This is a genomic window from Sphingobacterium lactis, from assembly GCF_011046555.1.
In the GTDB taxonomy this organism is placed as follows: Bacteria; Bacteroidota; Bacteroidia; order Sphingobacteriales; family Sphingobacteriaceae; genus Sphingobacterium; species Sphingobacterium lactis.
In genome coordinates this window covers 2,997,201-3,011,216 of the sequence record NZ_CP049246.1, presented here as the reverse complement: position 1 = coordinate 3,011,216, position 14,016 = coordinate 2,997,201, and the positions used below count along the sequence as shown (strand labels likewise).

Genomic DNA, 14,016 nt, shown 5'->3' with positions numbered 1-14,016 from the left:
TGCGCCAGCCTGCGATTTGACGCGGTTAGGAGAGATTTTGGGAGGGAATGGGCGCGCAGAGCGCGCCCATTCCCTCCCAAAATCTCTCTCTTATTTCAAGTGCCCAACGCTGGCGCAAGAGTTGTGTGGTTGGCCTGTGCGATGGCTCTCTTGTGCCTCAGTACAAATCCTAACCCCACCAATTTTTCTTCCAATGCCCATTTTACCCAACAATTCATCCAAATTTTTCCTTTTCCGTAATATTAGCTGTCACGTCTAACATCCCCGTAATCCCATTTATTTTTCTTCGCCATTTATTAATTATTAGTTATGGTAATCTGTTGCCATGCAGCTTGTTATCCCGGCTTTGATAAATAAGTTATAAACACATTAAACCATTTTGAATATCCTTTTTTTAGGCCAAGAAGGCATCTTTGGCATGATATTTCCTTAAATAGTGCGACGTATTTGTATAACAATCGTGTTACATTTTAGGCGTTTTTGTTGATAATCAGTGTTTTAACACATAGGAAGTGAAGACCTAACGATTTATTAACTAAAAAATAACATGTTAACAAATGTTAAACGAGGCAATAATTGTTGAATAATACGTTAATTAGATGGAAATGTAATAAGAATATTACACTATTGGAGAACACATAATCGTATCAAAACTGTGAAGAAAACAAGATTATCATTATTTAAAGCAACATTTTTATTGCTAGGGACAGTGAGTATCATGGCAAGCTGTTCAGAGAGCAAATCAAAAGAAAAAGAAAACAACACAAAAGCACTGGCCTTACCTGTATATACTGTTGAGAAATCGGAAGCTGTCACGGTGAAAGATTACTTGGGTACTATAGAAGGTAAAGTTAACGTAGAAGTCCGTCCGCAGGTTGAAGGCTTACTTCAAGAGATCTATGTGGATGAGGGTTCCTACGTACAGAAAGGGCAGAAGCTGTTTAAGATTGACCCTTCCTTCTATCAGGAAGACGTAAATAACATGGTGGCCAACGAGCGCGTGGCGAAAGCCAAGTTGAAGAATGCGAAGTTGGAAGTTGACCGTCTACGTCCGTTGGTGGAGAATGACGTTATTTCCGATGTGCGATTGGCGGCTGCAGAGTCCGATTACCAAGTGGCGAAAGCAGGCTTGGATCAGGCCGCTGCGGAAGTGCGTTCGGCACAGTTGAGCCGTGACTTTACGGTAATCACTGCCCCAGTGAGCGGCTATATCGGTCGTATTCCAAAGCGTATCGGTAACCTGATCAGCAAGGGTGACAAGGAGCCATTGACCAATCTTTCCGATATCCAGGAAGTGTATATCTACTTTGCGATGAACGAATCTGACTTCCTGTACTTCTCGAAAGCACAGGCGAAAAAGGACAGTATCGAAGGCCGCAAGTACGATAAGTTGAAACGTCTAACTTTCCCAGAAGTGACGTTGATGATGGCAGATGGTGAGGAATACTCATCTAAAGGTATCGTGGATGCCGTGAATGGTCAAGTTGACCGTACAACGGGTTCCATTTCCCTTCGTGCCACTTTCCCGAATCCGAACAATATCCTGCGTTCCGGAAGTACGGGTACACTGAAGATTTCAGAGGTGAAGAGCAACGTGCTGCAGATTCCGCAGGTCGCGACCAGCGAATTGCAGGACAAGACGTTCGTGTATGTTGTTGACAAGAACAACCAGGCACAGCGCCGCAACATTAAATTGGCCGGAACGAGCAAGGATAAGTACATTGTCTCGGAAGGTCTACAGGTTGGTGACCGTGTTATCCTGAGCGGTTTCGACAAATTGACCGATGGTTCACCCATCACACCTATCCCACAAGCAAAATAATTGTCTAATTAAATCATTGGCCATTACTTCCTTGCTCTGCTGAGCAAAGAGCAAGGAAGCGTATGGTCCAACCCTAACTATCATATATGCTTAAGACCTTCGTAAGTCGTCCCGTTCTAGCTACCGTTGTCTCGATCATCTTGGTAATCTTGGGTTTGGTAGGATTGAAGCTCCTTCCAGTGACCCGTTTTCCGGAAATTGCACCGCCGAGTGTGGTGGTTTCCCTGAGTTACCCAGGTGCGACTGCCGAGACTGTAGCGAGCTCCGTATTGCTTCCCATAGAGGAGGCCATTAACGGGGTGGAGAACATGACCTATATCAAGTCCACCGCTTCGAACTCCGGTTCGGGTAGTGTGACGGTTTATTTTAAGACGGGTACCAATCCCGATGTGGCATCCGTCAATGTGCAGACCCGTATTTCCAAGGCGATCAGTTCGATCCCGGCGGAGGTAAATGAGGCGGGTATAACGACCATGCCGCGGCAGAGTGGTGTGATCATGACGATCAACATCTTCTCGAATCACCAAGACACGGTCTATGATGAAACGTTCCTGCAGGCATTTGCGCAGATTAACCTGATGCGCCCCTTATTGCGGGTGGATGGTGTTGCGCAGGTTTCCCGATTGGGGGCGCGTGACTACGCGATGCGGGTGTGGTTGAATCCAGAGAAATTGGCGCTCTATAACCTGGTGCCGAAGGATATTTCCGATGCGATCAAGGATCAGAACTTTGAGATCGCACCGGGTAAGTTCGGTGAGACCTCGGATGAGGCCTTTGAAACAGTGATTAAGCACAAAGGGCGTTTCAGCCAACCGGAGGAATTCCAGAACATCGTTATTAAAACCAATACCGATGGTTCAGTGCTCTATCTGAAGGACGTGGCGCGCGTGGAGTTCGGTGCAACCAACCTGAACTCGGACAATAAGGTCGACGGTAATCCGGGCCTTACGCTGAACCTGACCCAGACTTCCGGATCCAATGCCCATGATATCGATGTGGCCGTAAGGAAGGTTTTGGAAGAACAGAAGAAATACTTCCCGAAAGGGATCGACTATGAGATTACGTATTCCGTACGGGATCAGATCGATGAGTCCATCTCGCAGGTAAAACATACCTTATTTGAGGCCTTTATCCTCGTATTTATCATTGTGTTCATCTTCTTGCAGGATTTCCGTTCGACGTTGATCCCGGCGATTGCGATTCCGGTTTCCTTGGTCGGTACGTTCTTCTTCCTGCAGCTGTTCGGCTTCTCGCTGAACGTACTGACGATGTTCGCCCTGGTGCTCGCGATCGGTATTGTGGTGGATGATGCGATCGTCGTCGTCGAGGCCATTCACCATAAGATGCATGCCACTGGGCAGAAGCCTCGGCAGGCCACCCTTTCCACCATGTCGGAAATTACGGGTGCCATCCTTTCCATTACGATGGTCATGGCAGCGGTATTCCTTCCGGTAGGTTTTATGGAAGGTCCTGCAGGTATCTTCTATCGGCAGTTTGCCTATACCTTGGCCACGGCCATCCTGATCTCCGCACTGAATGCATTGACACTCAGTCCGGCCCTGTGTGCCCTGCTCCTGAAAGCACCGGAGGATGAAAAGGAAACTGGCAAGCCGAAGAATAAATTCAACACCTATAAGGACCGTTTCTTTACGGCCTTCAATACAGCCTTTGATAATTTCACCAACCGCTATATCGTTGGGGTGAAGAAATTGATCAGCAACAAGAAGGTTGCTTGGTTGGGATTGATCGTTATCACGGCCTTGGGTGCATTTTTAATGATGAAATCGCCGAAATCATTTATCCCAACAGAGGATGATGGTTTCATTACCTATAACATTGCCATGCCTCCAGGTGCATCCCTTGCGCGGACGACGGAAGTCCTTCGGAAAGCGGACAGCATCCTGAGAAGACATGAAGATATTAAGGGGATGACATCCGTATCGGGTTACAACGCCCTGGATGCGAGTTCCAGCCCGGCATTTGCGGCGGGGTATATCAACCTGAAGCCACATGCCGAGCGGGAGAAGATCAAGCACATCACGGAATTTATGGATACCATCCGTGCGGATCTAGCGCAGTTGCACGAGGCGAACTTTACGGTATTCCCAAGACCTACCGTTCAGGGTTTCGGTGATTTCGCCGGGATCGAGATGGTCCTGCAGGATCGTCTGGGTGGTGATATCCGTGACTTCGATGTGCTGGCGGATAGCTTTATCAACAAACTGAATGAATTGCCGGAAATCGGTAATGCCTATACGTCCTTTAAATCGACCTTCCCACAATACGAAGTGAATATCGATGTGGTAAAGGCAAAATCTTTGGGTGTCAGCATCAATAGCCTGATGTCGACCATCCGTTTATACTTTGCCCGTGTGCAGGCATCGGATTTTAGCCGATTCGGTCGCCAGTACCGTGTCTATGTGCAGTCGGATTTTGACTTCCGTACGGATCCGGAATCCTTCAACTCCATCTTCGTGAAGAACAACAATGGGGAGATGGTACCGATCAATACGATCATTACCTTGGAGAAGATCATCGGACCGGAGACCATTACGCGGTATAACCTGTTCAATGCGATTGTCGTGAATGCCGAACCGGCACCGGGATACAGTACGGGTGATGCTATGGATGCCATTGCGGCCTATGCCGATGAGCATCTGCCTGGCAACATCGGTTACGAGTGGACGGGTATGAGTTTCGAGGAAAGCCAATCGGGTTCACAGACCGTATTGATCTTTGCGCTGAGTATCCTCTTCGTTTACTTCCTATTGGCGGCACAATACGAAAGTTACATCCTGCCTTGGGCGGTATTGCTTTCCATCCCTGTCGGCTTGATCGGGGTTTACGCAACGATTGGCTTGGTAGGCCTGCAGAATAACATTTATGTGCAGGTCGGGTTGATCATGTTGATCGGTCTATTGGCCAAGAATGCGATCCTGATCGTGGAGTTTGCGGTGCAGGAGCGCGATAAGGGCTTGAGCATTGTAGATGCGGCCATCAACGGTGCCCGATTGCGCTTGCGTCCGATCCTGATGACCTCCCTAGCCTTTGTGGCCGGTTTGATTCCATTGATGTGGACCGTTGGTCCTTCAGCAATCGGTAACCATTCCATCTCCTTCAGTGCAGCAGGAGGGATGCTGTTCGGGGTAGCGTTCGGTATCTTTATTATCCCGATGCTATTCGTGGTGTTCAAGACATTGGATGAAAAGGTGAGAAATAAAATTAAGACGGAAGAAGAATAAGAATTACATGAAAAGATTAGCATATATCAAGGCCATAGTGGGACTTTTCGCAGCTTTCCTGTTGATACAGGGGTGTAAGGTAGGAGAGAAGTACCAACAGCCTGACTTGAATTTACCGGAGAAATTCCGTGGTGATACCCTGGCCTATTTCGGGGATACCTCCAGCATCAGTCGGATCTCGTGGAAGGAATTCTTCCATGACCCTACGCTGAAGGATCTGATCGATTCGGCGTTAACCTATAACTACGACATGCGCACGGCGATGAAGAACATCGACATTGCCAATAAATGGATGCGCCAGAATCGCTTCAACTACCTGCCTGAAGTAGATGCGACCATTGCCGGCGTGAACAAGCAATACCGGTCCAAGGAGTTCGGTTCAGGGCCATCGACGCGCTGGTACGACCGTAAGGGAACCAAGGCACCGGAGAATATGTTTACTTATACCTCGCAATTCGGAACGGAGATCGGCTTCAGTTGGGAGATCGATATCTGGGGCAAGATCAGCAATGCCAAGGATCAATTGACCGCGGAATACTTGAACACCCAGGAGGCGCGCAATGCCATTCAGACTAACCTGATCGCCAGCGTGGCGAAGGGGTATTTCAACCTGCTGATGTTGGATGCGAAGATTGAGGTAGCGAAGCGAAACCTCCAATTGAACGACAGTACGCTGCAGATGATCAAACTGCAATATGCTGCCGGCGAAATTACGGCATTGGCCATCCAGCAAACGGAGTCGCAGCGCTTATTGGCGGCTTCGCTTGTTCCGGAATTGGAAAAAGATATTGTATTGCAGGAAAACGCGTTGCGGATTTTGATCGGGCAGATGCCGGGTGAGATCAAGCGCGGAACTAGTTCTGAGCACCTGTTTGCAGAGAATAAGGATATTTCATTGGGGTCGCCGGTGGAGATCGTTCGGAACAGACCGGATGTGCGCGGTGCGGAATGGAGCTTGGTTGCGGCGAATGCCAATGCCAATATCCAACAGGCTATGCGCTATCCTTCGCTATCCCTAGAAGGGGTGTTCGGGGTGAATTCCATGTTGCCCAAAAATTGGTTCTCCATTCCGGGAGCTTTATTGGGCGGTATCGGTGGAAACCTGACAGCGCCAATTTTGAAGAATAAAAAATTAAAGATCCAGTGGGAAGTGGCTAAGTTGGAACGTGATAAGGCAGAAATCGCCTTCCAACAGACGGTGTTGGAAGCGGTGTCGGAAGTGTCCGATGCTGTCGTTACGGTCGAGAAATTGCGTGAGCAGCTGGATTTTGCCCGCCAGCGGGTAGAGAACTCCGATAAAGCCGTGCGCAATGCCAATTTGCTGTTCAAAGGTGGTTATGCCACGTATCTGGAGGTCATCACTGCTCAGGGGAATGCCCTGAACTCCGATCTTGACCTCGTGGAATTGCGCCAAGCACACCTGGAATCCTATGTGGATCTGTACCGTTCATTGGGAGGCGGCTGGAGATAAGATTTGAAAATATTTATATAACACAACAAACAAACTTCACAGTATCGTAAGATACATTTCCATCATTCCGGGCCTAAAAATAGGCTCGGAATTTTTTTTGCTGTACCCTAGATTCAATGGAAGGGTGTAGCGATTGTTTTTTAGTGAAACTACTAACTTATTATGATTAAATTATTAGTACATAATATCATATTAATCATAATTCATTAAATAACTGTATCTATAAATTAAATAAATATTATCAAATTAATTAAATAAGAATAATTTTAAATTAAATATTATTTTTGATTAAAATATTTATTCTATATGAAAAAATTTATATTATTAATCTTTGTTTTTGGTCTATTTGGCTGTAAAAAAGAATTGTTGACATCAATAGATTCTAGGCAATCAATTGCACAAAGCTCAGTAATTTCCAATCAAAAAATGGAAAATCCCTATTCCCTAAAAAATATGAATAGGGCATATTTGAATTTATTACAGGAAAAAGATGAGCGAATGGTAGGCATGGAAAAAGGAAATGCATTGAACCTTTCTAAAGATTCTATGTTACTTGCTGCAACTCATAGTTATATTCGAATTCTTCCGAAAGATTCACTTCATTATGAAGAGCTATTGGCAGATACTACGATGGACTTTTTTGATTATCCGCTTGATGTAGATATTAGTGAGGGAGAAGAAGTTCGGGTTGCTCCAGGTAATGCAAACGGAATGCGATGGTTATATACGAAAGTTGAAAAATCATCAAATAATCCACTTTTAAAGGATGCCGAATTTATTGAAGATTTATATATACCTACCGACTTAGCAGAAAACTGGGATCAAAATGATTTGGAAATTCAACATTCTCCGACTTTAACCATTAATTTCGATGATATCTTGGACGAATCACTTCGAATTACCGGACATGATGATGATTTAGTGCAAGGAAGGAGAAGGTCTAATAGAAGGTGGACTCCAAGTGCCACAATTAAAGTTTATGATGAAACTATTAAGGCATATGTTCCAATAGAATTAGCAAAAGTTCGGGTTAGGCATTTTGTTCGATGGAGAACTGGTTATACTAATGCAGATGGCTATGTTCGCCTTCCAAGTTTCAGAAAGGCAGTAAATTATACTGTAGTGTGGGAACAGAATAAATGGGATATTAGAGATGGACATATTAATCAAGCATATTATAATGGCCCAAAAATGCGGAATCACTGGCATTTAGAAATCAATGGAGGGAAATCTGTTTACTATGGGACAATACATCGAGCTTGTGTAAACTATTTTTTTAAGGATATTGATGGTTTAAAAAGACCTTATGCACCTGGATTTTTAAAGAAAAAAATTAGTTTCTATAATAAAACAAATAATTCTTATAATGGGTTGCATAGACCATGGGCAACATGGCTTAGTACAGACTTGTTTTCTCAAATACAAATATATCGACGCAAAGATGAAGGATCCTCATATTTTACTTGGGGTCTATTCGGTACTTCGATTCATGAGTTAGCTCACTCCGCGCATGCAGTTCATGTAGGCCGAGGAAATGCTATACTAACTAGCAAGATGATTGCCGAAAGTTGGGCTAGTGCAGTAGCATGGTATTTAGTCAGTAAAGAATATGATCGATTAAACTATAGTTTAAAAGATAAAGATTTATTAAATAAGCAAGATTGGACACCTCATGTTAAGAACTTCTCTTACTCACCTATATTTATTGATTTAATTGATGATTATAATCAATCTGATAGAAATCAGAAATACCCTAATGATACGGTGAATGGATATACAATTGGCGATTTAAATAATATTTTAATGGACGTTAGAAATTTAAGACATTTAAAAAAAGAAGTTAAAAGTCATAAACCGAGCCACGTAACTGATTTGCAAATAGATACCCTTTTCTTAAAATATGAAGAGGCTGTACAGGGTAAATTATAAGAATATGAAAAAGCTATTTTTTTTGCCATTCCTTTTCTCAAGCTGTATAATTGACTATCATTTAACAGAGTATGACCAATTTTATTATTTAGTGAATAAGAGCAACAATGAGGTAATTATTAAATTATATCATCGAGGGTGTGATATTTATGAGAATAAGATCAACGCAAATGATACCCTGAAATTGGCAGGGTATGACGGTGTGAAAAATTGCAAGGGTTTGAATTTTACAATACTGGATTCTGCTGATTTTATTTTCTCCGATCAGAAAAAAGTACGGATGAAGAGTACGGATGAAAAACAAAAGTGGGGTACTTATAATATATTTAACCGTAGGAATTTTTTAGATGTACGTGAGGAACAAGTTCATGAATTGAAAATCAATATATGGAGTAGATATCAATTTGATGATGGATTGCAAAAATTAGCGCAATGATATCCTTGAAATATAATGTAGTTTTTAAAATATGATTTACTTTTTCCAGTGCTAGTTAGCGAATTGATGTAAATCAACTATTAGTTATCCCATTGCCTGATTCATTATGATGGGGTGGGATAGCTTTATATTATAAATTTTCATATGGATTTGAATGTCTAGCTGAACATTCAAGAATATCTGATTCATTATTCCCATACCCACTCTACCGCCAATTTGGTCTGTTGGTAAGTGGGGAGAAAGGTCATGGAATGTAGGCCAGCATAATAAGTCCGATCCATAAAAACCTTTTCCATAGGTAGCCGAAAGCTGTCGGGCCTAGCAATAGGCTCGGAATTTTTTTTTGTTGTAGGCTAGATTCAAAGGAAGGGTGTAGCGGTTCTAAGGAACAATAATATTGAGCATCTTAGAAAAACTTAAATTAAAAACTATTTAATGATGGAAAGTTTTGGGTTAAGCAAATGTTATCAAATTAATTTCAGCGTGATAAAATCATAATAAATATTACTTTTAGTTAAAATATTTAGTTAAAATTTGTGAAACATGAAAAAGCTATTTTTGCTACCATTACTTTTCTCAAGTTGTATAATTGACTATCATTTAGCAGAGTATGACGAATTTTTTTATTTAGTGAATAAGAGCAATAATGAGGTAATTATTAAATTATATCATCGAGGATGTGATGTTTCTGAAAATAAGTTAAATGCCAATGATACCCTGAAATTGACAGGGTACTCAGGTGCAAAAAATTGCAATGGTTTGAATTATTCAATTCTGGATTCTGCTGATTTTATTTTCCCCGATCAGAAAAAAGTACGGATGAAGAGTAGGGATGAAAAACAAAAATGGGGTACTTATAATATATTTCACCGTGGGAATTTTTCAAATGTGCGTGAGGAACAAGTCCATGAATTGAAAATCAATATATGGAGAAGGTATCAATTTGATGATGGACTGCAAAAATTAGCGCAATGATATTCTTGAAATATAATGTAGTTTTTAAAATATGATTCTCATTTTCCAATGCTATTTAGCGAATTGATGAAATCGACTAATAGCTATCCCATTGCCTGATTCATTATAATAAGGGGTGGGGCAGCTTTATATTATAAATTTTCATATGAATTTGAATGTCTAGCTCAACATTCAAGAATGTCCGATTCATTACTTTCTTACCCATTTTACCGCCAATTCGGTCTGCTCGTAAGTGGGGAGAAGGACCATGGAATAGAGGCCAGCATAATAAGTCCGATCCATACAAATCTTTTCCATAGGTAGCCGAAAGCTGTCGTCCCAATCATATTGATCGCCTTGAAGGAATAGAAATTGATCAGCATTATGCCAAGGGTCATCATGGACATATGTTCTAGGCCAAAGAAACGCAATTGCCGGTTTTTTACCTGCGTACCTACATCATTCCAGAAAGCAGAAACCATTGGTGACTCAAAGAACAGCAACCATCCAAGAACCAGCTGGATATCATAGATTATCACCAGTACCAGCATCAGGTTGTAATCCTGCTTTGTAAATGTTTTCTTCTGCAATGCATTCCACCCAATCCAGATTAGGTGAAACAATAGGGCAAGTATGGCCGCCCAACGGAAATAGGAATGGAAAAGAAGGTAATAGTGGTACAATTGTATCTTTTTTATGTAAAACGGCTAAAATTAAGGATGAATCTTTAAATTAGTGTGTTTATCACGTAAAAATATGAAGAACGGAATCAAGAATTGGGTCGTATCGGGATTGCTGCTGGGAGGTTTACTGTGTTTTGGTGTTGGCGCATCTGCGCAGACCAAGCCTGTGAATCCGGAATTGGCGAGTTTGGAAAAACCTTACCATCCGGAGGCGGATGCCCAAAAGGACATCGACAGTTTAGTAGTCCTTGCCGGTAAGGAAAAGAAACATATCATCCTTCAAGCTGGCGGAAATTGGTGTATCTGGTGCCTAAGGTTCAATAAATTCATTCAGGAAAACAAAACAGTGAATGCCTATATCAAGGATAATTTCCTGTATTACCATGTAAACTGGTCTCCAGAAAATAAAAACGAAGCTGTTTTTGATCGGTATGCCAAAGACAAGGGTAAAGAATATGGCTATCCTTTCTTTATCGTGTTGGATAGCGAGGGAAAGGTACTTTCCACGCGTGAAAGTGGCAATCTGGAAGATGGGAAAAGTTATGACGAGACTAAGGTGATGACTTTTTTGAAAGAAAGCAGCGCCAAGGCGGTGAATTCAAAATAGCATGGTTTAAAAACCTTGCTTGGCAATCGTCATATCTGTAAGGTGCCTTTTGCTATTCAGGTCTATCCATTAGCTTAAATTTCAGTATTATTCCATGTCGATCACATTAAAACAGCTCGCGCAGAAGCTGAACCTTTCCGTTTCCACCGTTTCCAAGGCTTTGAATGACAGTCATGAAATCAGTGAGGACACCAAGGTGAAGGTTCAGGCTTTGGCTGAAGAGCTGCAGTACCGACCCAACCTCATGGCCAAGAGCCTTAAAACAGGTCGTAGCAATACCATTGGTTTGGTGATCCCGTACATCACCAATCCTTTTCAATCCCAGATATTGGAAGGGGCACAGCAGGCCGCCTTGGATCGGCATTATAACCTTGTATTCATGCAGAGCAGGGAAGATGCGAAAATGGAAGAAGAGGCCTTGAATGCACTGTTGCAACAGCAGGTCGGCGGAATTGTAATCTCACCCAGTGCAAATAGCAACGAGCGTTTTCTACAGGCTATCCATGGCAAATGTCCTATCATTCTAGTCGATCGTATAGACTTTGATATTAAAACCCCAAAGATAGGAGTCAATTCAGAGAAGGGCGCTTTCGAAGCTACACAGCACTTGATCGATGCGGGAAGGACGGAGATCCTTGTGGTCACCGGTAAAAATCTCGGCATCAACCAAAAGCGATTGTTGGGTTACAAGAAAGCATTGATGGCCAATTATCTGCCCAATAGGCCTGAAAATGTGGTGTATGTCGAATATGGACAGACTGCTGAGGATTTAATTACGAACCTAACTCATCTGCTGGACAAACGATTGAAGACCTATACCGAACCGATAGGTATACTCTGTACAACAGATACTTTGACGATCCATACCCTCGGCATTCTTGCGAAATTGGGTGTGCAAGTCCCGGATACGGTTAGCCTCATAGGCTTTGCCAATACCGAATATGCTGATTGCATGAACCCATCGCTGTCGACGGTATTTCAACCTGCCGTAGAAATGGGATATGAGAGTGTTTCCCGGCTAATTGACCTGATGGAACGTGAAGGGGATATGAAAGAGGAAACAGTTATTATGGATCCTATCATTATCCCCCGGAATTCGACTAGAACTTCACCGGCTTAATCTTAGGAACCAACATTTTCATCACTACCCAAGCAATCAGGTAGGCTAGGGCACATATGGTAAAGATAATCATATACCCGGTATCCAATCCGTTGTCTACCAATTGCCCTTGTGTAGTCTGTAGTTTTAGAAATTCTTCCAAGGTCGATACATTGTTGCTTTTCAGGAATCCAGCAGCCGTATCAGCTTGAGCGAATTGCGGGAATAATTCCAAGAGTGGTTTTCCGTTGATCGTTGTCCAATTCTTTTCTGCAAAATCAAATAGGGAACCCGAGCCTTTGTTGATGAGAAAGGAGCCGATTCCACCTGCCAGCCCGCCAATGCCTGTCACAGTTGCCACAGCATATTTTGGGAACATGTCTCCAATGGTCGAAAATAGATTCGCGGACCAAGATTGATGCGCTGCCCCGCCGATGCCTATCAGCACCACAGGTACCCAGAAAGATATATAGCCAAATGGCTGTGCTAAGAGGACGAATAAAGCAAAGACCGCGAATATAAGCATGGCGCGCATCCGACCGGCATACGGTTCCATACCTTTTTTATCGACGAAATAGGTTGGAAGCCATCCTCCAATGATCGATAATAAAGTAATGGCGTATAGCACGAATAAGGCAATCTGACCGGTAAAATCGGATGATTTTATGCCATATACCGAGCTGAGGTATGCCGGCATCCAGAACAGATAGAACCACCATACACCGTCTGTCATGAATTTGCCAACAATAAATGCCCAGGTCTGTTTATGCTTTAAGCAGCTGAATATGGAAACCTTAGGTTTTTTTACCTCAACCGTTGCTGCGGTATTTTCTTCAACTTCTTCATCCTGCAGGATATACGCTAATTCTTCGCGATTCACTTTTGGGTGGGCGTCAGGCTTCTCGTACATAAACTGCCAGAATCCCATCCAAACAAAACCCAGCCCACCAATGATAATGAATGAAGATTCCCACCCCCAATGTTTTGCGATAACCGGAATGACCAAAGGGGCGACCAATGCTCCTATCGTAGCTCCGGCATTGAATATGGACGTGGCAAAGGCACGGTCTTTCTTTGGAAAGTATTCCGCCGTCACTTTAATGGCAGCAGGGAAATTTCCGGCTTCCCCGAGTGCCAGAACAAAACGGGCAAAAATAAAGAAGGAAACACTCACACTTCCCACGGCAGCAATATCGCTTACTTTACCGATGATCTCTGCGGCTTCGGAAAAACCGACCAACCATTGTCCAGTGAGCATCCCCGAAGTGTACATCCCGGAAAATGCATGAAGGATAGCACCCACCGACCAGATGCCGATAGCCCACATGAACCCCTTCTTCGTGCCCAATATATCGATGAAACGCCCTGCGAATAACATGGAAACTGCATAGAAAATGGAGAATAATGCAGCAATATTCCCATAGTCGTTGTTTGTCCAGTGGTATTCCAGTGCGATAAAGTCTTTCCAGGTTAAGGACAAGACCTGTCTATCCAAATAATTGATCGTGGTGGCCACGAATAATAGGGCACAGATTTTCCATCTATAATTGCTCATCTGGCTAATGCTATTCTTCATCATGTGTTGGTATAGTCTCTGCTAGGAATGCAACCAAGTTCTTTCCGTTATACAGGGCGAAACTATTTGGTATGCGTTCTTGTGGTTTATAATTAACCAATGTTATCAATACTTGAATGGAAATCCCTGCTTTTCTTACGGAATCGATTTCGTAAAAAACCATTGACATAACGGTCGCAATCGTTTTCGTACATATC

General features: G+C 43.0%; 10 protein-coding genes. 8 read left to right on the top strand and 2 right to left on the bottom strand.

Annotated features, from left to right (window positions below; all coding sequences use genetic code 11):
• Positions 1 to 655: 655 nt before the first annotated feature.
• From G6N79_RS13190 to G6N79_RS13165, 6 genes are all read left to right on the top strand, one after another.
• Complete coding sequence (locus tag G6N79_RS13190) at positions 656 to 1,822, top strand: efflux RND transporter periplasmic adaptor subunit (protein ID WP_234993155.1); 1,167 nt, start codon at positions 656 to 658, stop codon at positions 1,820 to 1,822.
• 86 nt (positions 1,823 to 1,908) lie between these two features.
• Positions 1,909 to 5,064: an efflux RND transporter permease subunit gene (locus G6N79_RS13185; RefSeq protein WP_103905289.1), complete on the top strand. Its 3,156-nt coding sequence runs from the start codon at positions 1,909 to 1,911 to the stop codon at positions 5,062 to 5,064.
• A 7-nt stretch (positions 5,065 to 5,071) separates the two neighbouring features.
• On the top strand, positions 5,072 to 6,535 hold the full coding sequence (locus tag G6N79_RS13180) for an efflux transporter outer membrane subunit (protein ID WP_103905290.1): 1,464 nt from the start codon (positions 5,072 to 5,074) through the stop codon (positions 6,533 to 6,535).
• A 306-nt stretch (positions 6,536 to 6,841) separates the two neighbouring features.
• On the top strand, positions 6,842 to 8,464 hold the full coding sequence (locus G6N79_RS13175) for a hypothetical protein (RefSeq protein ID WP_103905291.1): 1,623 nt from the start codon (positions 6,842 to 6,844) through the stop codon (positions 8,462 to 8,464).
• A gap of 4 nt (positions 8,465 to 8,468) precedes the next feature.
• Positions 8,469 to 8,900 carry a hypothetical protein gene (locus tag G6N79_RS13170; protein ID WP_146060570.1) on the top strand — a complete coding sequence of 144 codons (432 nt, stop codon included), beginning with the start codon at positions 8,469 to 8,471 and terminating at the stop codon, positions 8,898 to 8,900.
• A 543-nt stretch (positions 8,901 to 9,443) separates the two neighbouring features.
• Positions 9,444 to 9,875, top strand: coding sequence for a hypothetical protein (locus tag G6N79_RS13165; RefSeq protein ID WP_103905293.1), 432 nt, complete (start codon positions 9,444 to 9,446; stop codon positions 9,873 to 9,875).
• Between the two features lie 206 nt (positions 9,876 to 10,081).
• Here G6N79_RS13165 and G6N79_RS13160 read toward each other — a convergent pair whose 3' ends face one another.
• On the bottom strand, positions 10,082 to 10,537 hold the full coding sequence (locus G6N79_RS13160; RefSeq protein WP_103905294.1) for a hypothetical protein: 456 nt from the start codon (positions 10,535 to 10,537) through the stop codon (positions 10,082 to 10,084).
• A gap of 73 nt (positions 10,538 to 10,610) precedes the next feature.
• Here G6N79_RS13160 and G6N79_RS13155 point away from each other — a divergent pair, with 73 nt between their 5' ends.
• Entirely contained in the window at positions 10,611 to 11,144 is a 534-nt protein-coding gene (locus G6N79_RS13155; protein WP_103905295.1) for a thioredoxin family protein, read from the top strand.
• A gap of 94 nt (positions 11,145 to 11,238) precedes the next feature.
• On the top strand, positions 11,239 to 12,264 hold the full coding sequence (locus G6N79_RS13150; RefSeq protein ID WP_103905296.1) for a LacI family DNA-binding transcriptional regulator: 1,026 nt from the start codon (positions 11,239 to 11,241) through the stop codon (positions 12,262 to 12,264).
• Here G6N79_RS13150 and G6N79_RS13145 read toward each other — a convergent pair.
• Positions 12,245 to 13,822, bottom strand: coding sequence for an MFS transporter (locus tag G6N79_RS13145; RefSeq protein WP_103905297.1), 1,578 nt, complete (start codon positions 13,820 to 13,822; stop codon positions 12,245 to 12,247). The genes G6N79_RS13150 and G6N79_RS13145 overlap by 20 nt on opposite strands.
• Positions 13,823 to 14,016 lie beyond the last annotated feature (194 nt).

Excerpts from the sequence above, each read along its gene's own strand:
- G6N79_RS13145 (WP_103905297.1), bottom strand. The coding sequence starts at position 13,822 with ATGATGAAGAATAGCATTAGCCAGATGAGCAATTATAGATGGAAAATC.
- G6N79_RS13165 (WP_103905293.1), top strand. The coding sequence starts at position 9,444 with ATGAAAAAGCTATTTTTGCTACCATTACTTTTCTCAAGTTGTATAATT.
- G6N79_RS13150 (WP_103905296.1), top strand. The coding sequence starts at position 11,239 with ATGTCGATCACATTAAAACAGCTCGCGCAGAAGCTGAACCTTTCCGTT.
- G6N79_RS13180 (WP_103905290.1), top strand. The coding sequence starts at position 5,072 with ATGAAAAGATTAGCATATATCAAGGCCATAGTGGGACTTTTCGCAGCT.
- G6N79_RS13185 (WP_103905289.1), top strand. The coding sequence starts at position 1,909 with ATGCTTAAGACCTTCGTAAGTCGTCCCGTTCTAGCTACCGTTGTCTCG.
- G6N79_RS13170 (WP_146060570.1), top strand. The coding sequence starts at position 8,469 with ATGAAAAAGCTATTTTTTTTGCCATTCCTTTTCTCAAGCTGTATAATT.
- G6N79_RS13155 (WP_103905295.1), top strand. The coding sequence starts at position 10,611 with ATGAAGAACGGAATCAAGAATTGGGTCGTATCGGGATTGCTGCTGGGA.
- G6N79_RS13175 (WP_103905291.1), top strand. The coding sequence starts at position 6,842 with ATGAAAAAATTTATATTATTAATCTTTGTTTTTGGTCTATTTGGCTGT.